We start from the raw sequence: 22261 nt of genomic DNA, 5'->3' as shown, positions 1-22261 counted from the left end.
CGAAAGCACGGCCCGCACTCCGGTGCGGGCCGTGCTTTTTGTCATTCTCTGACTGTCTCGTCAAATAATGCATGATTCTGCCCGTCGCCACGCCGGACTTCCCGCTGATTGACACTCTCGGTAGTCGATCAGACACTTTCAGTGGTTGCGGCGAGATTTCCGCCCGGAAACACCACTCATCGAGCCGGTTGCCTGGGCCTGGCCACCGCACTTCGTGCTGCTCGCGCAGCGCCCGTACGGCGGCAGGCCGCTGGTATCACGACCGATCGGAGGGTGGCGTGCCGCTGTTCACCATTGCCCGGGCCGCCGGCCCGCTGTCGCGGCCCGAGCGGGGGCTCGCCAGGTTTCTCACCCTGGCCCTGTTCGGCACGTCCGTGGTACTCACCCCGGTGACGGCCGCGTCGGCGGCCGGCACCGTCGTGTTCAACCAGCCCTTCCACAACAACACGGCCAACGGCACCGGTGCCGTGGTGCTGCCCGCGCTGCCGAGCGGTTCGTCCGGGTCGAACTACGCCTGCCTGACCGCCTCCGGCAACACCGGCACCGGCGTCCTGCAGAGCTGCAGCGGGAACACGGACAGTCAGGGCTCGGGCAAGCTGCGCCTGACGAACGCGACGACGAGCAAGGAGGGCGGCCTCTTCGGCGCGGTCAGCGTGCCCGCCTCGCAGGGGCTCGACGTGACGTTCAACACCTACCAGTACGGCGGGAGCGGAGCCGACGGCATCGCCTTCGTGCTGGCGGCGGTCGATCCGGCGAACCCCAAGTCTCCGGCCAACATCGGCCAGTCGGGCGGCGCCCTCGGTTACTCCGGGACCAGCTCCGTGGTCGGCATGGCGTACGGGTATCTCGGTATCGGTCTCGACGTGTACGGAAACTTCAGCAGCAGCACCTACCAGGGAACCGGCTGCACGAACCTGTCGGGCACGGGTGTCCGGGTGCCCGGCCAGGTCGTCATCCGCGGGCCGGGCAACGGCACCGTCGGATACTGCGCGCTCAACACCACGGCCGCCTCGACGAGCGCCACCCCGCTGGCGCTGCGGGCGACCAGCCGTACCGCCGTTCCTGTTCAGATCGGTATCAACCCCACCGCGGTGTCGCTGACCACCGCCGCCGGACTGGTGGTCCCGCCCGGCAGTTACGTGGTGGTGGTCACTCTGGTGGGCGGTACGAACAAGACCCTGACCGGTAGCCTTCCGACGGTTCCCACCGGCCTGTACCCGGCGAGCTGGCTGAACGCCAACGGGACTCCCCGGCAACTGGCCTTCGGCTGGGTGGCCTCCACCGGAAGCGTGACCGACTTCCACGAGGTCGACGCGGCCACGGTGACCACGACCAGTTCGGTCCCCCAGCTGACCGTCGCACAGACCGGCTACAGCGCCACGACGCCGGCGCCGGGCGCCCCCGTGACCTACAGCGTCGTCTCCGGCGTCGGCACGGACAGCATCGCGGAGTCCTCGCCGATCTCGATGACCCAGACCATGCCGGCCGGGGTGGTGCCCACCGGCGCCTACGGAACGGGATGGGTCTGCGCGGCGCCGGTCGGGCAGTCCGTCACGTGCACCAACAGCAACGTCCCGTTCGCGGCCGGAGCGACGTTACCGCCGATCACGGTGACGGGCGTTGTCACCGGGACCGGTGTCACCCAGACCCTGATCCAGACCGCGACCGTGGTCACCTCCTCGTCGATCGACGCCAACCCCGCCTACTCGACGACGACGACCCAGGGAACGCTGCCGTCGGCGCCCAGCGGCATCAGCCTGAGTTCGACGACGGGGTCGATCTCCGGTGGCTCCTCGAACATCGTGAGCGGGACGAACATCTCCAACGCGACGGCCATCATGATCGGTACCGCCGCCGAGCAGGCGGCCGGCACCGCCGTCGTCCTGCTGCCCTGCGCCTCGGGGGCCACCACCGGGTGTTTCACCGCCAATGCCAACGGCACGTTGACCATTCCCGCCATGCCGGCCCGAGCCGCCAGCGCGTCGGTGTCGGTCACCGTGGTCACCCTGGGACTCGCCGCGTCCGCCACCTACATCTATGCCGCCTCCCCGGCCACGCCCGCCGCCCCCACCGCCACGGCGGGGGTGAGCAGCGCCACGGTGACCTGGACGGCGCCGAACAACAACGGCAGCGCCATCACCGGTTACCTGGTGACCCCGTACAAAAACGGGGTGGCCCAGACCTCGGTGGCCTATGACGCCTCGACCACCACCCGGACGCTGAGCGGGCTGACCACCGGTGTGTCGTACACCTTCACGGTGACCGCCACGAACGCCTTCGGCACCGGGTCGGCCAGTCCGGCGTCCAACGCGGTCACCCCGTACGCCGTTCCCGGTAAGCCGACCGTCGCCTCGGCCACCGCCGGAACCTCCTCGGCGAACCTCACCTGGACGGCACCGGCGACCAACGGCAGCGACATCACCGGCTACATCGTCACGCCCTACATCGGTGGCGTCGCGCAGTCGCCCCAGACGTTCAACAGCAATGCGACCACCCAGGTCGTCACCGGTCTGACACCGGGGACCTCGTACCGGTTCACCGTAGCCGCCGTGAACGCGGCGGGCTCCGGCGCGCCGTCCGACCTGTCGGCCACCGTCGTCCCCAACTCCGCTCCCGCGTTCACCTTCGCCGCGCCGCCTGCCGGTGAGGTGAACGTCGCCTACAGCGTGCCGCTGACGGTCACCGGTGGTACGACCCCGTACGTGTGGTCGGTCAGCGCGGGCAGCCTGCCGCCGGGACTCACCCTGAACGCCTCCACCGGCGTGCTGTCCGGCACCCCCACTCTGGGAGGTGGCTACTCCTTCACCGCTCAGGTGACGGACGCCAGCAACGTGACCGCCACCCGGGCGGTCACCCTGGTCATCGCGGCGGCACCCGTTCTGACGTTCCCGGCGCCGCCCAACGGCGAGGTGAGCATCCCCTACAGCATCCCGCTGACCGTCACCGGGGGGACCGCGCCGTACGTCTGGTCGGTCACGGCGGGCAGTCTGCCACCGGGGCTGACCCTGAACGCCTCCACCGGCGTGCTTTCGGGCACCCCGACGGCCGGAGGCGCCTTCTCCTTCTCCGTCAAGGTGCTCGACGCCCTGAACCAGAGCGACACCAGGACGGTGAGCCTGACGATCGCGGCGCTGCCGGCGTTCACCTTCCCCGCGCCACCGGCAGGGCAGGTCGGAGTCTCCTACAGCGTCCCGCTGACCGTCGGCGGAGGGGTCACGCCCTACACCTGGTCGGTCAGCGCGGGCAGCCTGCCCCCTGGGCTCACCCTGAACGCCTCCACCGGTCTGCTGTCAGGCACCCCGACCACGACGGGCAGCTACCCCGTCACCTTCCGGGTGGTCGACGCCGCCGGCCTGGCCGCCACCCAGTCCGCGACCCTGGTCATGGTGGCCGGACCGCTGGTCATGGTCAAGACGGCCGGCGCCTCCTCGGTGGTACCTGGTGACAGGCTCACCTACACGATCACCGTGAACAACACCGGGTCGAGTGCCTTCAACGGGGCGACACTGACCGACCCGCTGGCGGATGTCCTCGACGACGCGACCTACAACGGTGACGCGTCCGCGAACATCGGCTCGGTCTCGGTGACCGGTCAGACCCTGAACTGGGCCGGAAACGTGCCGGCCGGCGGAGTCGCCACCATCACCTACTCGGTCACGGTGAGCAGCCCAGGCGCCGGTAACAAGGTGCTGGCCAACGCGGTGACCTCGTCGACCGTCGGCAGCACCTGCCCGAGTGGCGGCGGCGACCCCCGATGCTCCGCCACGGTGACCGTATCCGGCCTGTCCATCGCCAAGGTCGCCAGCGTCGCGACGACGACTCCCGGAGGGACGATCGGCTACACCGTCACGGTGACGAACAACGGTCAGACCCCGTACACCGGCGCGACGTTCGTCGACTCGATGGCCGGCCTGCTCGACGACGCCGTCTACAACGCGGACGCGACCGCCTCCAGCGGCAGCGTGTCGTACCTCGGCCCCAACCTGACCTGGACCGGCAACCTCGCTCCCGGCGCGAGCGCGAACATCACCTACTCGGCCACGGTGCGAAACCCCGACGGCGGGGATCGGACCGTCTCCAACACGATCACCTCCGGCACCCCCGGCAGCACCTGTCCGGCCGGCAACCGCGCCGCGTCGTGCACCGCCACCGTCACGGTCCTGGTTCCGGGTCTCACGATCAGCAGCAGCGCGGACGTGGCCACGGCCACGCCGGGCTCGGTCGTGAACTACACGTTGACGGCTGCCAACACCGGGCAGACCCCGTACGCCGGGACGAGTTTCACCGCCTCGCTGGCGGGCGTGCTGGACGACGCGACGGTCAACGGCAGCCTCTCCGCGACGTCGGGCACCGTCGTCAACAACCTGAACGGCACCTTCACCTGGACAGGTGACCTTGCCATCGGCGCGAGCGTCACCATCACCGGCTCGGTCACCGTGAACAATCCCGACACCGGAGACAGGGTCCTCCGGACCGCCGTCACCTCGGCCGCACCGGGCAACAACTGCCCGGTGGGCAACCAGGCCCCCGGGTGCTTCAGCACCGTCACGGTCCTGATCCCCGGCCTGACGATCGCCAAGTCGGTCGGCACGTCGACCACGACCCCCGGTTCGGTCGTGAACTACACGGTGCTGGTCACCAACTCGGGGCAGACCGCCTACACCGGTGCGACGTTCGCGGACGCGCTGGGCGGGGTGCTGGACGACGCGACCTACAACGCGGACGCCGCCGCGACCAGCGGCTCGGTCGGCTTCGCGAGCTCCACGCTGACCTGGACCGGCAACCTCGCGGTCGGGGCGAGCGCCACGATCACCTACTCGGTCACCGTCAACAACCCCGACACCGGGAACAGGACGCTGACCGACACCCTCACCTCGGCCACCGCCGGCAGTAACTGCCCCGCGGGCAGCGGCGACGCCCGGTGCGCCAGCAGCGTGACGGTCCTCGTCCCGCAGCTGACGATCAACACCGGGGCGGACGTGGCCACGACGACCCCGGGGGGCGTCGTGAATTACACCACCACGCTGGCCAACACCGGGCAGACCCCGTACACGGGCATCAGTGCCGTGATCGATGTCTCGGCCACGCTCGACGACGCGACCTACAACGGCGACCTCACGGCCAGTTCGGGCAGTGTCAGCGTGTCCCCGAACGGTTCGGTCACCTGGGGCGGGGACATCGCGGTCGGGGCGAGTGCCACGATCACCTACTCGGTCACCGTGAACAACTCCGACACCGGCGACAAGGTCCTGAGAAGCGCCGTCACGTCCGCCGCTCCGGGCAGCGGCTGCCCGGTCATCGGTGCGACGGCGCCTGGCTGCTTCACCCTGGTCACCGTCCTGGTCCCGGCGTTGACGATCACGAACACCGCCGACACCCAGACGACCACGCCGGGTGGCACGGTCACCTACACGACGACGGTGACCAACACCGGGCAGACCCCCTACAGCGGCGCCCAGGTCACCAACCAGCTGGCCCAGGTGTTCAACGACGCCGACTACAACGGCGACGCGACCGCGACGACCGGCACCGTCTCCTTCGCCGCTCCCAACCTGACCTGGACCGGTGACCTGGCGATCGGGGCGAGCGCGACCGTCACCTACTCGGTCACCGTGCGAAACCCCGACCGCGGCGACAAGGTGATGACCAACACCGCGGTGTCGTCCGCCCCGGGCAGCACCTGCCCGGCGGGGAGCACCGGCCCGAGGTGCGTCTCGGTGGTGACAGTCCTGGTGCCGAGGCTGACCATCGTGGTGAGCGCGGACACCGGCACGACGACGCCCGGGGCCACCGTCCACTACACGGCCACCGTCACCAACTCCGGGCAGACCCCGTACACCGGGGCCGCCGTCACCGACCTGCTGACCGGGGTGCTGGACGACGCGACCTACAACGCGGACGCCGGGGCCACGACGGGTACGGTCACCCTCGCCGGGTCCAACCTGGGCTGGACCGGTAACCTGGCGGTCGGCGCGAGTGCCACGATCACCTACTCGGTCACCGTCAACAATCCCGACACCGGAGACGCGCTGCTCTCCAGCACCGCCGTCTCGCCCACCACGGGGAGCAACTGCCCGGCAGGGGGCACCGATTCGCGCTGCACCGTCGTGGTGGCGGTGGCGCGGCTGGTCATCTCGCAGAGTTACGTCGGGAGCAGTGCCACACCGGGGTCGACGATCCGGCTCAACGCCACGTTCAGCAACACCGGGAAGGTGCCCTATACGGGGATCAGCATTTCCAGTCCGATCGCCGGCACCGTCGACGACGCCGTCCCCAACGGGGACCAGACCGCGAGTTCGGGGACGCTGGTCCTCGGCGCCACGGCCATCACCTGGACCGGCAACATTCCCGTCGGGGGCACCGTCACGGTCACCGGCACTCTTACCGTGAAGAATCCCCCCACCGGGGACAAGATCGTCACCGGTACCCTGGTCTCGGCCGCTCCCGGTAACAACTGCCCGGCCGGCGGCTCCGACCCCCGCTGCACGGCCCTGCTCAACGTCGTCGTCCCCGGTCTGACGATCACCAACATCGCCGACACCCCCGTCACGGTCCAGGGTGGCACCGTCAACTACACGGTCACCGTCACCAACTCCGGGCAGACGCCGTACACCGGTGCGACGTTCACCGAGTCGCTGGCGGGCATGCTGGACGACGCGGTCTACAACGGCGACGTGTCGGCGACGAGAGGCACCGTCTCCTACGCCGCCCCCAACCTGACCTGGACCGGCGATCTGGCGGTCGGGGCGAGCGCGACGATCACCTACTCGGTCACCGTACGAAACCCCGACCCCGGCGACAGGAACCTGACCGGCACGATCTCCTCGCCCACCATCGGCGGCAACTGCGCTCCGGCGAGTGGCAACGCGCAGTGCACCAGCACCGTGATCGTGCTCATCCCCGCGCTGACCATCACCCAGACCGACGTTCCCACCACGGCGGTGCCGGGGAGCACGGTCACCTACACGATCACCGTCACCAACACCGGGCAGCTTCCCTACACGGGGGCGACGTTCACCGAGTCGCTGGCGGGTGTGCTGGACGACGCGGTCTACAACGGCGGCGCGACGGCGACGACCGGCAGCATGTCCTACACCAGCCCCAACCTGACCTGGACCGGAAACCTCGTGCCCGGCGCGAGCGCGACGATCACCTACTCGGTCACCGTCGACAACCCGGTGATCGGTGACGCGAACCTGGTGAGCACGATCACCTCCACCACTTCCGGCAACAACTGCCCGTCCGGTGGGACCGACCCCCGCTGCGGCACCAGCGTCCCGGTCACCGGGCTCACCACGCTGACCTTCGACAAGGCCGCGAGCACCCCCTCGGCCGGGCATGGTGAGACGGTCACCTACACCGTCACGATCAGCAACAGCGGGCTGACGCCCTACGTCGGCGCGACGTTCACCGACGATCTGACCGACGTCCTGGACGACAGCACCTACAACAACGACGCCGTGGCGGGCACGGGCACCGTCGGCTACACCGCGCCTGACCTGACCTGGACCGGAACCGTCCCGGCCGGCGGGTCGACCACGGTCGTCTACTCGGTGACGGTGAACACCTCGCCCGACGGGAACCTCGTCAACACCCTGGTCTCGACCTCACCGGATGGCAACTGCGCCGCGGCGAGCACCGATCCGCGCTGCTCGGTCACCGTGACCGTGGCCAAGCTGACCATCGTGACCACGTCCAACGCGGCGACCTACCTGCCGGGCGAGGTGGTGCACTACACGTCGGTGATGACCAACGCCGGACAGACGCCGTACAACGGGATCAGCGTCCTGTTCAACGGGATCGAGGGCGTCGACGACAGCGTCTCCAACGGGGACCAGAGCGCCACCTCCGGATCGCTGTCACTGGGCCTCGACGGGCTGACCTGGACCGGGAACATTCCGGTGGGCGGCAGTGTCACGCTGACCGGCAGCCTCACGGTGAACAACCCCGACACCGGCGACAAGCTGATCACCCTCACCTCGGTCTCCTCGGCACAGGGCAGCGGCTGTCCCGTGACGACCGCTCCCGGCTGCACCACCTCGGTCACCGTGCTGACCCCCGGTCTGACGATCACCAAGGTCGCGGACCGGAGCGTGGTGGTCCCCGGCGGCCCGGTGGCCTACACCGTCACGATCGCCAACAGCGGGAACAGCGCGTACACCGGCGCCGTCGTCACCGACTCGCTGACCGGGGTGCTGGACGCGGCGACGTACAACGGCGACGCGGCGGCGACGACCGGCACGGTCCGCCTCGCGGACGAGGTCCTGACCTGGACCGGTGACCTGGCGGTCGGCGCGACCGCGACCGTCACCTACTCCGTCACCTCGATCAGCCCCCCCACCGGTGACAAGCTTCTGAGCAACGACGTCGCCTCCACCGAGATGGGCAGCACCTGCCCGCCCGGCAGCGGGAGCTCGGCCTGCCGTTCGGGGATCGTCGTTCTCACGCCACTCCTGACGATCGTGAAGACGCCCGGCGTCACGTCGACCACCCCCGGGGGGACGGTCACCTACACGGTCACCGCCACCAACACCGGACAGGTCCCCTTCGCCGCGGCGACGTTCACCGACGCGCTGGCCGGGGTGCTGGACGACGCCGTCTACAACGGCGACGCGAGCGCCACGCGCGGCACCGTCACCTTCACCAGTCCCAATCTGACCTGGACCGGAGCTCTCAACCCCGGACAGGGGGTCACCCTCACCTACAGCGTCACGACGAACACCCCCGGTACCGGTGACCAGAAGCTGACCAACACGGTCACCTCGGCCACCGCGGGCAGTACCTGCCCGACCGGAAGCACGGCCCCCCGCTGCTTCGACGAGGTCCTGATCTCCAGAATCAAGATCACTATGGTGGCGGACGTCGTCACCGCCGTCCCGACCGGCGTCGTCACCTACACGGTCACGGTCGCCAACACCGGGCAGACGCCGTACACCAGCCGCACCACCGTGAACGGCCTGCTCGCCGGGGTCCTCGACGACGCGGTCTACAACGGTGACGGAACGGCCTCGTCGGGCAACCTCGCCTTCACCTCCGCGACCAGCCAGATGGTGTGGACCGGTCTTCTCCCGATCGGCACGAATGTCACCATCACCTTCTCGGTAAGGGTGCAGAACCCCGATCCGGGCGACAAGGTGCTCAACGCCGTCATGACCTCCGACGCGCTGGGCAACAACTGCCCGGTGGGGAGCACCGACCCGCTCTGTGCCTCGACGGTCACCGTGCTGACCCCCGTCCTGGCCCTCTCCACGAGCGCGGACCGGACGACGGTCACTCCCGGCGGGACCATCACCTACACGACCACGGTCGCCAACACCGGCCAGACCCCGTACACCGGGGCGACGGCGACCGACGATCTCTCGCAGGTGCTCACCGACGCCGTCTACAACGGCGACGCGAGCGCTGCCAGCGGCACCGTCGCCTTCACCGGCCCCGGCCTGACCTGGACCGGTGACCTGGCGGTCGGCGCGAGTGCGACGATCACCTACTCGGTCACCGTGAACAACCCCGACCTGGGTGACAAGCTGATCGAAAACGAGGTCTCCTCCGACACGCTGGGCAGCACCTGCCCGTCCACCGGCTCCGTCCCGGCGTGCACGACGCTCGTCACCGTGCTCGTCCCGGCGCTGACCATCGTCAAGACCGCCGACACGGCGACCACGACCCCCGGCGGCACGGTCGGCTACACGATCACGGCCACCAACACCGGGCAGACGGACTACACCGGCGTGACCGTCACCGATCCGCTGGCGGCGGTGCTGGACGACGCCGACTACAACGGGGACGCGACCGCCACGGCCGGCACGGTCGCCGTTGTCGGGCAGACCCTGACCTGGAGCGGTGATCTGGCGGTCGGGGTGACGGTGACCATCGGCTACTCGGTCACCGTCAACAATCCGGTCACCGGCAACCTGCTGCTCACCGACACCGTCGCCTCCGGCGCACCGGGCAGCACCTGCCCGGTGGGGGGCGGCACCCCGGCCTGTACCTCGACGGTGACCGTGCTCATCCCCGGACTGGCCGTCTCCATCGCCGCCGGCCGGCCGACCACGACCCCCGGCGGCGTCACCCGTTTCACGATCACGATCGCCAACACCGGCCAGACCCCGTACGAAGGCGTGAGCGTCGTGAACGCTCTCGCCGACGTGCTGGACGAGGCCGTCTACGACAATGACGCGATCGCCACGGCCGGCACGGTCGCCGTTGCCGGGCAGACCCTGACCTGGACCGGCGATATGGCGGTCGGGGCGACCGTGACCGTCACATACACGGTGAAGGCCGCCGACCCCAACACCGGAGACACGAGCATGACCAGCGTCGTCTCCTCGTCCACACCGGGCAGCACCTGCCCGGTGGGCGGCACCGCCCCGGCCTGCACCGCGACCGTCACCATCCTGATCCCGGCACTGAGCATCGCCATGACCGCCGACACGGCGACCACGACCCCCGGGAGCACGGTCGGCTACACGATCACGGTCACCAACACCGGGCAGACGGACTACGCCGCGGCCTCCGTGGTCGCCGCGCTCGACGGGGTGTTCCCCGACGCCGTCTACAACGGCGACGCGAGTGCCTCCACCGGCGTCTTCGACTACACCGCGCCGAAACTGACCTGGACCGGCGCCCTCGCGATGGGCGCGAGCACCGCGATCACCTACTCCATCATGGTGAAGGATCCCGACCCCGGGGACAAGGCCCTGACCAGCGGCGTGAGCTCCACCACGCCGGGCAGCAGCTGCCCGGCGGGCAGCACCGACCCGGCGTGCGCGGCACTCGTGCGTGTCCTGGTGCCGCGGCTCACGATCACGCAGACCGCCGACACCGGCACCGTCGTCGCCGGGGGCGCCGTCCACTACACGGTGACCCTGGTCAACACCGGTGAGACCGCCTACGTCGGTGCCGCGTTCACCGAGTCGCTGGCCGGGGTGCTCGACGACGCCACCTACGGCAACGACGCGACCGCCTCCGTCGGCACCGTCACCTTCGCCGACGGCGTCCTCGGCTGGAGTGGCGACCTCGCCATCGGCGCCACCGCCACGGTCACCTACTCGATCACCGGCATCCACCCTCCTTCGGGCGACAAGATCATGACCACTACCGTCGTCTCCGCCACCGCCGGATCGACCTGCCCCGAAGGGGGAGACGATCCGCGCTGCACCACGACCGTCACCGTCCTGACCCCCGGTCTCACCATCACCAAGACCGCGAACAACAGCGGTGCCGTGGTGGCGGAGGCCACCGTCCAGTACACGATCACGGTCACGAACACCGGTGAGACCCCGTACGCCGCTGCCGCGGTCACCGACTCGCTGGCCGGGGTGCTCGACGACGCCGTCTACAACAACGACGCGAGCGCCTCCACCGGCACCGTCACCTATGCCGACGGCATCCTCGGCTGGACCGGAGCGCTGCCGATGGAGGCGAGCGCGGTCATCACCTTCACCGTCGTCACCGATGAGGAGGTCGCGGGTGAGGAGGTCATGGGTGACGGAACTCTCGACAATCGGGTCACCTCGGCGACGACGGGTAGCAACTGTCCGGTCGGGGGCACCGACCCGCGGTGCTCGGTCGTGATCACCTTGACCCCCACCAGTATCACCCTCGCCGACCTGACCAGCAGCTTCGTCTTGGCAGGCACTCCGGATTCGACGGCCAGGAGCAACGGAGCCGTGACCATGACCGTCATCACGAACAGCGTCGACGGCTACAGCGTCACCGTGCAGGCGGATTCGGCCGAGCTCACCTCGGACCAGCCCGGCAACGACGTCACCATCCCGATCGGGAACCTGCGCGTGCGCGAGAGCGGCACGTCGGCCTTCCAGGCCGTCTCAGTCGGCACCCCGGTACTCGTCCACCAGCAGGACGGTCCGTCCGCTCCCGGCGGGGACGCCATCGGCAATGACTTCGAGGGTTACATCCCCTTTGTCCCGGTCGGCGGCTATTCGGCGACGCTCACCTACGTCGCGACGGCCAGTTGACGCGCAGACGCCCCCGCCGGGAACTCGGTGGGGTCCACCAGGCACCTCTCACTCGAACCCGAACAACGTGAAGGAGCAAGCCATGGCAGTGATCACGCGGCGTGCCGCCGCTCTCTGCGGACCCGGCGCGGTCCTGGTCGTCGCCCTTGCCACACCCTCGGCGGCGTTCGCGCTCAAACCGCACCCCGACGACAAGGAGGTGAAGGCGGCCATCGTGGCCGCCCCCAGGCTGAGCATCAGCATCGACAACGGCCAGACCACCGCCGAGGCGGGGGACCGGTTCACCTACACCGTCACCGTCAACAACGTCGGCACGGACAAGGCGCGTGAGCTCAGGATCACCCAGAGCCTGCCGACCGGCCTGCACTTCGTCTCGGCCGACGGTCAGGGCCGGGCGGAGGAGGGCCAGGTCCTCTGGACCGCCGATGTGCCGGCGGGCAAGAAGGCCGTCTTCCACACCACCGCCGAGGTGCGAGACACCCCGGAGGACCTGCTCCGCCTGGCCACCGTCGCCTGTGCGAGCGTCAAGACGGACGACAAGCCCCTGGTCTGCGCCACCCACTCCGACCAGCTGCCGGCCGGCGCGGCCGCCGAGGCGGCCGCGCACGAGGCGGCCAACCCCGTGACCGGCCGCCTGTGGTACGCGGGTGCGGGCGCCGGTCTGCTGGCCCTGGCCCTGACCGTGCTCCTGGTCCTCCGCCGCACCAGACTCCGCCGTCACCTGGGGCGGTCGCCCTCGTAACGATCCGCGCCCAGCCTCATGACACGGGCGAGATGAACCGGTATGTGGGCACCCCCGGCCGTGGGGGTGCCCACGGCCTACTCGTCGCCGGTGAGGGAGAAGCCGCGGAGGCGCTGGCCCGACCAGACCACCGCGCCGACGGTGATGATCAGCAGGGCCGGTACGGCGAAGCCGAGGGTGATCTCGGTGGAGAAGAACGGTGAGGAGGACACCTGGTCGGCGATCGACTGGGCCCACTGCTGGATGGAGAACCTCCGGGCACCGGGGACGAAGTTGCCCACCACGCCCTCCCAGACGAGCGCGTAGACGATGCCGATGGTGACCGCGTGCCGGGTCAGCACACCCAGCAGCATGAACACCGCCGCGTACGCGATCCCGCCGACCAGGGCACCGAGGGCGAAGCCGTAGGCGATCCCGGATTCGAGGTTGACCAGCAGGTAGGCCGCGACGAAGGTCGGTACGGCGGCGAACAACGCGAGCATCGAGGCGGCGACCACGAACTTGGTCTGCGCGATCACCGGGCGGGAGATCGGCTTGGCCAGCAGGTGGATGATCGTGCCGTCGTCGATCTCGGGGGCGATCACCCCGGTCCCGGCGATCAGGCCGAGCAGCGGCAGCATGGTGCCGATGGCGAAGGTCCGCATGAGCGTGACCGCGGTCCGCTCGTCGGCGGCGCCGATGAGGTTCAGCAGGGCCGCCATGACGACCAGCACCAGGGGCAGCATGATCAGCAGCCAGATCCGGCGGCGGCCGAGGAGGGCCCGGTAGGAGATTCCGGCGATGACACCGTTCATGATCAGCTGCTCCTGTTGATCAGGTAGGAGAAGACGCTCTCCAGGTCCTCGTCGGCGGGGGAGACCTGCCAGACCCGTACGTCCGCGTCCCTGGCGACCCTGGGCAGCAGGCGGGTGAAGCGCCGGAAGTCGACCGCCTGCACCTCCAGGCCCGCCTCGGTCAGCGAGACCGCGCCCGAGGAGGCGTCGGCGATCAGCGCGGACGCCAGGCGGCGGTCGTCGCTGGAGCGGACCCGGAACAGGTGCGGGCGGTCGGTCATCCGGCGGCGGATCTCACGGAAGTCCCCGGAGGCGGCGTGCCGGCCCGCGACCAGCACCTCGATGTGCTGGGCGACGCGTTCCACCTCCTCCAGGATGTGCGAGCTGAACAGGATGGTCTTGCCCGCCGCGCCCATGGCGCTGACCAGGTCCATCAGGTGCAGGCGCTGGCGGGGGTCCATGCCGTTGAACGGCTCGTCGAGCAGCAGGACCTGGGGGTCGTGCACCAGGGCGGCGGCCACCTTGACGCGCTGGCGCATGCCCTTGGAGTACGTCTCGATCCTGCGGTCCTTGGCGCTCTCCATCTCCACCAGGGCGAGCGCCTTGCGGGCGGCGTCCTCGGGGTCGGGCAGGCGGTGCAGCTTCGCGCTGGACAGCACGAACTGCCAGCCGGTGAGGAAGCCGTAGACGGCCTCGCGCTCGGGGACCAGGCCGATGGAGCGGTAGATCTGGTGGTTGCGCCAGATCCGGTCGCCGTCCAGGGCGACGGTGCCGCCCGAGGGCGCCAGGAACCCGGCCATCATGTGCAGCAGCGTGGACTTGCCCGCGCCGTTCGGGCCGAGCAGCCCGGTGACGCCGGGGCCGACGGTCATGGTGATGTCGTTGACGGCGACCACGTTGCCGTACCAGCGGGAGACCTGGGCCAGTTCGATCCTCATCGGGAGGCCGCCTTCCGGTAGCGCGCGATCAGGGCCGTCACGGACAGGCCGATCAGCACGATCATGATCACTCCGGCGACCAGGCTGCCCGCGCCCGAGGGGTAGATGACGTTCGAGGCGGGGGTCGCCCCGAAGATTCCGACGTGCACGGCGGCGTCCACCAGGAAGAACGGGTTGATCAGCCAGGCCCACGCGGCGGTGGCGTCGTCGCCCATCGACTCCAGCACCCCGTACAGCACCGTGGAGACGGCGGAGGTGAGCAGGTAGAGGGCGATGACCGAGGCCACGCCCAGACCGCGTCTGGGGGTGAACGAGGCGATGGCGATGCCGAGACAGGCCAGCAGCAGCGCGTAGCCGACCGCGCCGGCCATGCTGGTGAGGTATTCGACGGTGTGCGTGTCGCCGGGCAGGTCGATGACCACCTCACCGATGAACAGCACGGTGAGCGGCACCGCCAGCAGCAGGAACATCGCCGCGGTCATCGCCGCCAGCTTCGCCCCGACGTAGTCCCAGAGCGTCACCGGGCGCGACAGGTAGAGCGGCAGCACCCGGAAGCGCAGGTCGGGGGCGACGGCGTACGGCGACTGGGAGGCCAGGAAGATCGCGAGCACGACCTGCATGAAGACCGCGTAATCGGTGTAGCGCATGCCCTCCTGCTTGATCAGCGCCATCGCCGCGATGGAGACGACGGCGGGCAGGAACATGATGCCCACCAGCATGAAAGGAATGATCTTGGAGCGGGCGGTGCGGCCGAGCCCGAAGATCCCGCGCAGGCTGTGCACGGTCAGCGCGGCGGTGGCGTGGTCCCGGCCGAGCCGTACCCCGTCGTAGTGGCGGTATCCGATGTCGTGGATGACACCCGTGGGTTCAGACATTGGCCGGCTCCCTGAAGACGTCCTCGATGCGCTGGCGCCCCTGTTCCAGGCGGACGAGGCAGAGGTCGAGCTCGCAGACGGCGTCGCGGAGGACATCAAAGGTCTCCGGCGCGCGGACGTGGACGAGCAGCATCCTGCCGTGCGGGGTGACGGTCTCGCCCAGCTCGGTCAGCCGGGCCACGAGCGCGTCCTGGCCCTCCTCCACCTCGACGGTCACGGTCTGGGTCTGCTGGGTGAACTCCCCGATGGCCGAGGAGCGCAGCAGCTTGCCGCCGTCGATCACGATGACGTGGTCGCAGACCCGCTCAAGCTCGCCCAGCAGGTGGGAGGTGACCAGCACGCTGATGCCGAACTCCGAGCCGATCCTGCGGATCAGCGCGAGCATCTCGTCACGGCCCTGCGGGTCGAGGCCGTTGGTGGGCTCGTCCAGCAGGACCAGGCGCGGGTCGTGCACCAGGGCCTGGGCCAGCTTAACCCGCTGCTTCATGCCGGTGGAGTAGCCGCCCATCGCGCGGTAGCGCTCCTCGTACAGCCCGACGTGGCGCAGCACGTCGGCGGCGCGTTCGCGGGCCGCGGTGCGCGGCAGGCCGGACATCTGGGCCATGTGCACGGTGAACTCGGTGGCGGACAGATCGGGCGGCAGGCAGTCGTGCTCGGGCATGTAGCCCACGATCCGGCGGATCTCCGCGCCCCTGGTCGCGGTGTCCATGCCCAGCACCTGGGCGCGGCCGGCGCTGGGTTCGAGCAGGCCGAGCAGGATCTTGATCAGCGTGGACTTGCCCGCGCCGTTGGCGCCGACCAGACCGGTCACACCGGGGCCGACGGTGACGGTGAGCTGGTCGAGCGCCGTCACCCGGGGGAAACGTCTGGTCAGTCCCTCGGTGGCGAGGATAGTCATACCGGGACACTATCCGCCGTCGCGGACGGACACCTCAGTCGTACGAAGGAGTTCCCCTCGTCCAAAAGGGCGGTTCACCGCCTGCCGGGGGGTACCGGAAGGCGCATGCCGAACCGGGACCGGTAGGCCCTCTGCACGAGGAGCGTCAGTACCCCAGAGATGATCATTCCTGCGATGTTCACCCCGAGCTGGACGGCCGACGCGCCCATGTCGCCCCAGCGCGACAGCGCGGCGGCGACCGCGAAGTAGCCCGCGGCCGGGGCCGTTGGGCGGCTCACTGAAGCGCGGAGAATCTCCGGCCTGTCATTCGGCGGACGCGGCGCGGAGCAGGCGGAGCTGGCCGATCTCGGTGATGTTCTTCATCAGTTCGGAGTTGACCCAGGCGATCATGTGGGCGACGGTCAGTTCGGGGCTGTCCGGCCAGGGGAAGGGGGCGGTGGCGTCCAGGTCGGCGTCGGTGAGCCGGTCCAGCACCGCCAGCCACTCCACGCGAAGGCCGCGTAGCCAGTCGGCGGTGGCCTGCCCGTCGCCCGGCCACCCGATCTCCTCCCGGTCACGTGGTGTCCGCCCCCGCGCGTGGTCGATGGTCACCGTCCACCACCAGCCGATGTGCCAGGTGACCCAGCCGAGGGTGGGGACCGGAATGGGATCGGGTTCGGCATCGTCCCAGTCCGGCACCCACATCCCGCCGACGCCCGGGCGCACCGTCCAGCAGTGGGGCGCGGGCTCCCAGAGAAAGTCCTCCGGCCGCAGCCGCTCCAGATGGAGTTCGAACAGCGACCAGGTCAGCTCGAACTGCCAGCGGAGCAGTTCACCACGGGAAACAGTCACCGGCCGACCCTGCCACAGCGCCGGTCCGTTCAGAAAGCCGTTTTCTGGCGGCCGAGCCCCTCCCCGGCCGGGGCCGGACCGTCCAGGCCGTCGGGGTACTCCCCCCGTACGGCGGGTCCGAGGCCGAGCGGCGAGACGACGTAGGCGTCGCGGAAGCGCAGGTACTGCTCACCGGCGAAGGCCAACGCCTGACCACCTCCACCGGCGCGCAGACGCCGACCACTCGACGCGCTTTTGACGGACGCTGATCCTAGGGGGCGAAAGGGGCGGAAAGTCAGATGCGGCGGAGGCGGACGCGGCTGACCGAGTGGTCGGCGCTCTTGTGCAGGACCAGGTCGGCGCGGCCCCTGGTGGGGGCGATGTTCTCCAGGAGGTTGCGCTCGTTGATGTCGCGCCAGATGTCCTTGGCGAACTCGGTCGCCTGCTCCTCAGACAGCTCGGCGAGGTGCCTGAAGTAGGACTTCGGGTCCTCGAAGGCGGTCTGCCGCAGCTTGTGGAAGCGGTCCACGTACCAGTCGCGGATGTGCTCGACCTTGGCGTCCACGTAGATGGAGAAGTCGAAGTAGTCGTTGATCGCGAGCGCGGTGGGCGGGGCGGGCTGCAGCACGTTGAGGCCCTCGACGATGAGGATGTCGGGCCGGCGGATGGTCTGGGTCGCACCGGGCACGATGTCGTACTCCAGGTGGCTGTAGACCGGGGCCGTCACCTCGGGCAGGCCCGCCTTGACGTCGGCGACGAACCTGACCAGGGCCCGCCGGTCGTAGCTCTCCGGGAAGCCCTTCCGGTGCATGATGTCCCTGGCGGTGAGGACCTCGTTCGGGAACAGGAAGCTGTCCGTGGTGATCAGGTCCACCCGGGGGTGCTCCGGCCAGCGGGCCAGCAGGGTGTGCAGCAGCCTGGCGGTGGTCGACTTGCCGACCGCGACGCTGCCGGCGATGCCCAGGACGTACGGGGCCGTCCGCCGCTCGCCGCCGAGGAAGGTGTTGAGCGCCGCGCTGCGCTGCCTGACTCCGGTGAAGTGCAGGTTGAGCAGCCGGGTGAGCGGCAGGTAGATATCGGTGACCTCGGTCAGGTCGATCGGGTCGTCGACGCCGCGCAGCTCCTCCAGTTCGCTCTCGGTGAGCGTCAGGGGGGTGTTCTTCCGCAGGTCGCTCCACTGAGCCCGGCTCAGCTGCACGTACGGTGTCGCGGTGTCCAAACCGTTGGCCATGTTCAGCAAGCCTACTGATCGCCTCTGCGTACGATCCTGCCGGGTGCCGGGCGGGATTCTTGGAGTGTCTGGGGGGTTCTCCATAGACAAGGTGGCCGATCTCTCAGGGAAGGGGGTAGGTCATGTGCGGCATAGTGGGATATACGGGACAGCGGCAGGCGATCGAGGTCGCCGTCGAGGGACTGGGCCGGCTGGAGTACCGGGGGTACGACTCGGCGGGGATCGCACTGGTCGGATCCGGCGGCCTGGTCGTGGAGAAACGGGCGGGGAAGCTGGCCAACCTGCGCTCGGCACTGGTCTCGCGGCCCGCGCCGCCGTCGACGGTCGGGATCGGGCACACCAGATGGGCCACCCACGGGGCGCCCACCGACCGCAACGCCCACCCGCACACCGACTGTCACGGGCGGATCGCGGTCATCCACAACGGGATCATCGAGAACTTCGCCGTGCTCAGGAGTGAGCTGGAGGACAAGGGCCACCGGATCGTCTCCGAGACCGACACGGAGGTGGTGGCGCATCTGCTGGAGGAGTTCGCCGCCGGTGGCCTGGCGGAGGCGATGCGCCGGGTCTGCCTGCGGCTGGAGGGGGCGTTCACGCTGCTCGCGGTCTCGGTGGACGAGCCCGAGGTGGTGGTGGGGGCGCGGCGTAACTCGCCGCTGGTGGTCGGCAGAGGGGACGGGGAGAACTTCCTCGGCTCGGACGTGGCGGCCTTCATCGCCTACACACGCGAGGCGGTGGAGCTGGGGCAGGACCAGGTGGTCGAGCTGCGTCCCTCGAAGATCACGGTCTTCGACTTCCAGGGGGCTCCGGCCGAGACGCGTGACTATCACATCGGCTGGGACGCCTCGGCCGCCGAGAAGGACGGCTACGACCACTTCATGCTCAAGGAGATCGCCGAGCAGCCCAGGGCCGTCGCCGACACGCTGCTCGGCAGGGTCGGCCAGGACGGCCTGCTGGTGCTGGACGAGATGCGCCTGTCCGACCAGGAGCTACGCGACATCAACAAGATCATCCTGGTGGCCTGCGGGACCTCGTACCACGCCGGGCTCATCGCGAAGTACGCCATCGAGCACTGGGCCCAGCTGCCCTGCGAGGTCGAGGTGGCCAGCGAGTTCCGCTACCGCGACCCGATCCTCACCCGGGACACGCTGGTCGTCGTGATCAGCCAGTCGGGCGAGACGATGGACACGCTCATGGCGGTACGGCACGCGCGCGGGCAGCGCTCCCGGGTGCTGGCGGTGTGCAACGTGAACGGCTCCACGATCTCCCGCGAGTCCGACGCCGTCCTCTACACGCACGCGGGCCCGGAGGTCGCGGTGGCCTCCACCAAGGCCTTCCTCACCCAGCTGGTGGCCTGCTACCTGGTGGCGCTCTACCTCGCGCAGGTCCGGGGCACCAAGTTCGGCGACGAGATCACCCAGATCGTCGACCGGCTGGCGGAGATGCCGTCGAAGGTGAGCGAGGTCCTCTCGACGGTCGAACCGGTCCGCGCGCTGGCCAGATCGCTGGTCGCCGAGCGGTGCGTGCTCTTCCTCGGGCGGCACGTGGGCTTCCCCGTCGCGCTGGAGGGAGCGCTGAAGCTCAAGGAACTGGCGTACATGCACGCCGAGGGCTTCGCCGCGGGGGAGCTCAAGCACGGCCCGATCGCGCTGATCGACAAGGGGCTCCCGGTCGTGGTGGTCGTCCCCTCGCTGTCCGGCCAGCGGGTGATCCACGACAAGATCGTGTCCAACATCCAGGAGATCAGAGCCAGGGGCGCCAGGACCCTCGTCATCGCCGAGGAGGGCGACGACGTGGTCGAGCGGTACGCCGACACGCTGATCCGCATCCCGGCCGTGCCGACCCTGCTCCAGCCGCTGGTCGCCACGGTGCCGCTCCAGGTCTTCGCCTGCGAGCTGGCCACCGCCAAGGGGCACGACGTCGACCAGCCCCGCAACCTCGCCAAGTCGGTCACGGTGGAGTAAGCCCAGGACGGGGGTTGTCCACAGCCTGTGGACAACCCCTATGGATTACCGAGGGGCAGAAGCGGGAATAGGAGCTGCCCGCTTTCTTGCATGGTTAATTGTCGATATATGCCATATAGCGGACTGCTGACGGCGGATTAACGTGGCGTGAATCCACCGGACCTCAGGGAGTCGCAAGATGGATCGTCGTCGTTTCCTTGCCGGTAGTGGTGCGCTGGCCACGGTAGGGGTGGCCGGGCCGTTCGCCGGCGTCGCGCGGGCGGGGCTGAACGGGGAGACCCGCCCCGGAGGCGGGTACGGGCCGCTGAGGCCGGTCGCCGACGAGCGGGACGGCGCGGTCCGGCTTCACCTGCCCGACGGCTTCCGCTACGCCTCCTTCAGCGTCGCCGGGGACAGGTTCGGCGACGGGTCCGCCGTCCCCTCCAGGCACGACGGCATGGCCGCGTTCCGCGGGCCCGCGAACACCGCGATCCTCGTCCGCAACCACGAGGTCAACGGCCCGGTCGGCGCGTTCGGCGACCCGGCCAGGGCCTACGACCCGGCGGCGGGCGGCGGCACCTCCACGCTCAGGGTCACCCGTTACGGCAAGGTGATCTCCGCAGCCCCCAGCCTGACCGGCACCCAGATGAACTGCTCGGGTGGCCCGATGCCCTGGGGTGCCTGGGTGACCTGCGAGGAGACGGTCAACGGGCCGGACGTGGGCAACGACTTCACCGGCCAGGACAACGGCAAGCTCACCCAGAGGCACGGCTATATCTTCGAGGTCCCGATCGACGGCAGAGCCTCGGGACCGATCAGGAGCGCCGGGCGGTTCGCCCACGAGTCGGCCGCGTTCGACTCGTTCACCGGCGCCGTCTACCTCACCGAGGACAACTTCGCGTTCGCCTCCGGGTTCTACCGCTACCTGCCGCCGAAGAACCCGCTCCGGGCCGGTCGCATCCTCGACGGCGGCAGGCTGCAGATGCTGGCCGTGCGGGGCGCGCCGGGCAAGGACCTCTCAGTCGGCCAGTCCAAGGGGGCCACCTACGCGACCACCTGGGTGGACATCGACGACCCCGACCCCACCTTCATCGGTACCCCCGCCAACGACCTCGCGGTCCAGGCGGTCGGCAACCAGGGCAGGGCCAAGGGGGCGGCGCTCTTCTCCCGGCTGGAGGGGGCGATCAACCATCACGGCACGATCTACTTCACCTCCACGCAGGGCGGCGCGACCGCGCCCGGCGACACCCCGCCCAGCGGCTTCGGCAAGGGGCGCGGCCAGGTGTGGGCGTACGAGACGTGGAGCGGGAGGCTCAGGCTCGTCTACGAGTCGCCGGGCTCGGTCACCCTCGACCTGCCGGACAACGTCACCGCCAGCCCCCGGGGCACGCTGGTCCTGTGCGAGGACGGCTCGGGCGACAACTACCTGCGCGGCCTCACCAGCCGTGGCGAGATCTTCGACTTCTCCCGGCTGGCCCCCGTCGCCGGGGACTCGGGCGCCGAGTTCGCCGGCTCGACCTTCGGTCCCGGCGGGCACACCCTCTACGTCAACGTCCAGTCGTCGGCGGGGATGAGCTTCGCCATCTGGGGGCCCTGGCAGCGCGGCGGCTTCTGACCTCCCCGCCGACCCCCGCGACCCGCTCCGGGGCCGATCGTACGACGCCCGTGCCGGCAGGCGGGCGGCCGGTGAAGATCATCGGTAACCTGGGGAAATGATCGTTGGGATCGGCGTCGACGTCGTGGACGTGGCCAGGTTCGAGGCGACCCTGGTGCGGACGCCCGCGCTGCGGGGGCGCCTGTTCACCGCCGCCGAGAGCGCGCTGGCGACGGAGTCGCTGGCCGCCAGGTTCGCGGCCAAGGAGGCCGTCGCCAAGGCGCTGGGCGCGCCCCCCGGGCTGCGGCATCTGGACGCCGAGGTGCTCACCGGCGAGCACGGGCGGCCCGAGCTGCGGGTGACCGGCAAGGTGGCGGACGTCGCCCTGGCCCTGGGCGTGGTCAGATGGCACGTCTCCCTGACGCACGACGGGGGTGTCGCCATCGCCTATGTGATCGCCGAGGGATAAATTCGGTGGA

Annotated in this window: 13 protein-coding genes; 5 read left to right on the top strand and 8 right to left on the bottom strand. The window is 69.8% G+C overall.

The genetic code is table 11. The features are described from left to right. The first annotated feature begins 278 nt into the window (after positions 1-278). Entirely contained in the window at positions 279-11978 is an 11700-nt protein-coding gene (locus ABT130_RS08110; protein ID WP_350953856.1) for a DUF7927 domain-containing protein, read from the top strand. Between the two features lie 82 nt (positions 11979-12060). After that, positions 12061-12720 carry a hypothetical protein gene (locus tag ABT130_RS08105; RefSeq protein ID WP_350953854.1) on the top strand — a complete coding sequence of 220 codons (660 nt, stop codon included), beginning with the start codon at positions 12061-12063 and terminating at the stop codon, positions 12718-12720. Positions 12721-12797: 77 nt separating this feature from the next. Here ABT130_RS08105 and ABT130_RS08100 read toward each other — a convergent pair whose 3' ends face one another. The 8 genes from ABT130_RS08100 to coaA all read right to left on the bottom strand — a co-directional run bounded on the left by ABT130_RS08100 (position 12798) and on the right by coaA (position 18245). Continuing rightward, positions 12798-13514: an ABC transporter permease gene (locus ABT130_RS08100; protein ID WP_350911403.1), complete on the bottom strand. Its 717-nt coding sequence runs from the start codon at positions 13512-13514 to the stop codon at positions 12798-12800. 2 nt (positions 13515-13516) lie between these two features. Further along, positions 13517-14431 (bottom strand): ABC transporter ATP-binding protein, encoded by a 915-nt coding sequence (locus ABT130_RS08095; protein ID WP_350911405.1) that lies wholly within the window; start codon positions 14429-14431, stop codon positions 13517-13519. Continuing rightward, entirely contained in the window at positions 14428-15306 is an 879-nt protein-coding gene (locus ABT130_RS08090; protein ID WP_350953852.1) for an ABC transporter permease, read from the bottom strand. The genes ABT130_RS08095 and ABT130_RS08090 overlap by 4 nt, the downstream gene beginning before the upstream one ends. Further along, positions 15299-16204 (bottom strand): ABC transporter ATP-binding protein, encoded by a 906-nt coding sequence (locus ABT130_RS08085; RefSeq protein WP_350911409.1) that lies wholly within the window; start codon positions 16202-16204, stop codon positions 15299-15301. The genes ABT130_RS08090 and ABT130_RS08085 overlap by 8 nt, the downstream gene beginning before the upstream one ends. Positions 16205-16278: 74 nt before the next feature. Further along, positions 16279-16482, bottom strand: a complete 204-nt coding sequence (locus tag ABT130_RS08080) for a hypothetical protein (RefSeq protein WP_350953850.1) — start codon at positions 16480-16482, stop codon at positions 16279-16281. Between the two features lie 25 nt (positions 16483-16507). Next, entirely contained in the window at positions 16508-17035 is a 528-nt protein-coding gene (locus ABT130_RS08075) for a DinB family protein (protein WP_350953848.1), read from the bottom strand. A 29-nt stretch (positions 17036-17064) separates the two neighbouring features. Next, positions 17065-17220, bottom strand: a complete 156-nt coding sequence (locus ABT130_RS08070; RefSeq protein ID WP_350953846.1) for a hypothetical protein — start codon at positions 17218-17220, stop codon at positions 17065-17067. 89 nt (positions 17221-17309) lie between these two features. Continuing rightward, positions 17310-18245, bottom strand: a complete 936-nt coding sequence (coaA, locus tag ABT130_RS08065) for a type I pantothenate kinase (protein ID WP_350953844.1) — start codon at positions 18243-18245, stop codon at positions 17310-17312. A gap of 122 nt (positions 18246-18367) precedes the next feature. Between coaA and glmS the strand changes: the two genes are divergently transcribed. The 3 genes from glmS to ABT130_RS08050 all read left to right on the top strand — a co-directional run bounded on the left by glmS (position 18368) and on the right by ABT130_RS08050 (position 22251). Next, the gene (gene glmS, locus ABT130_RS08060) at positions 18368-20209 is read left to right on the top strand and encodes a glutamine--fructose-6-phosphate transaminase (isomerizing) (RefSeq protein WP_350953842.1); all 1842 of its coding nucleotides are present in this window, start codon (positions 18368-18370) and stop codon (positions 20207-20209) included. A gap of 178 nt (positions 20210-20387) precedes the next feature. Continuing rightward, complete coding sequence (locus ABT130_RS08055) at positions 20388-21803, top strand: PhoX family protein (RefSeq protein ID WP_350911419.1); 1416 nt, start codon at positions 20388-20390, stop codon at positions 21801-21803. Positions 21804-21900: 97 nt separating this feature from the next. After that, the gene (locus tag ABT130_RS08050; protein ID WP_030912838.1) at positions 21901-22251 is read left to right on the top strand and encodes a holo-ACP synthase; all 351 of its coding nucleotides are present in this window, start codon (positions 21901-21903) and stop codon (positions 22249-22251) included. Positions 22252-22261 lie beyond the last annotated feature (10 nt).

Origin of the sequence: Streptosporangium sp. NPDC001681 (assembly GCF_040298085.1) — a bacterium.
Taxonomy (GTDB): Bacteria; Actinomycetota; Actinomycetes; order Streptosporangiales; family Streptosporangiaceae; genus Streptosporangium.
The sequence above is the reverse complement of the archived record's forward strand: the minus strand, read 5'-3'. Positions and strand labels throughout refer to the sequence as shown.

What these genes read in the sequence shown, in the direction of transcription:
- ABT130_RS08105 (WP_350953854.1), top strand. Translation starts at nt 12,061, where the DNA reads ATGGCAGTGATCACGCGGCGTGCCGCCGCTCTCTGCGGACCCGGCGCG.
- ABT130_RS08100 (WP_350911403.1), bottom strand. Translation starts at nt 13,514, where the DNA reads ATGAACGGTGTCATCGCCGGAATCTCCTACCGGGCCCTCCTCGGCCGC.
- ABT130_RS08095 (WP_350911405.1), bottom strand. Translation starts at nt 14,431, where the DNA reads ATGAGGATCGAACTGGCCCAGGTCTCCCGCTGGTACGGCAACGTGGTC.
- ABT130_RS08090 (WP_350953852.1), bottom strand. Translation starts at nt 15,306, where the DNA reads ATGTCTGAACCCACGGGTGTCATCCACGACATCGGATACCGCCACTAC.
- ABT130_RS08085 (WP_350911409.1), bottom strand. Translation starts at nt 16,204, where the DNA reads ATGACTATCCTCGCCACCGAGGGACTGACCAGACGTTTCCCCCGGGTG.
- coaA (WP_350953844.1), bottom strand. Translation starts at nt 18,245, where the DNA reads ATGGCCAACGGTTTGGACACCGCGACACCGTACGTGCAGCTGAGCCGG.
- glmS (WP_350953842.1), top strand. Translation starts at nt 18,368, where the DNA reads ATGTGCGGCATAGTGGGATATACGGGACAGCGGCAGGCGATCGAGGTC.
- ABT130_RS08055 (WP_350911419.1), top strand. Translation starts at nt 20,388, where the DNA reads ATGGATCGTCGTCGTTTCCTTGCCGGTAGTGGTGCGCTGGCCACGGTA.
- ABT130_RS08050 (WP_030912838.1), top strand. Translation starts at nt 21,901, where the DNA reads ATGATCGTTGGGATCGGCGTCGACGTCGTGGACGTGGCCAGGTTCGAG.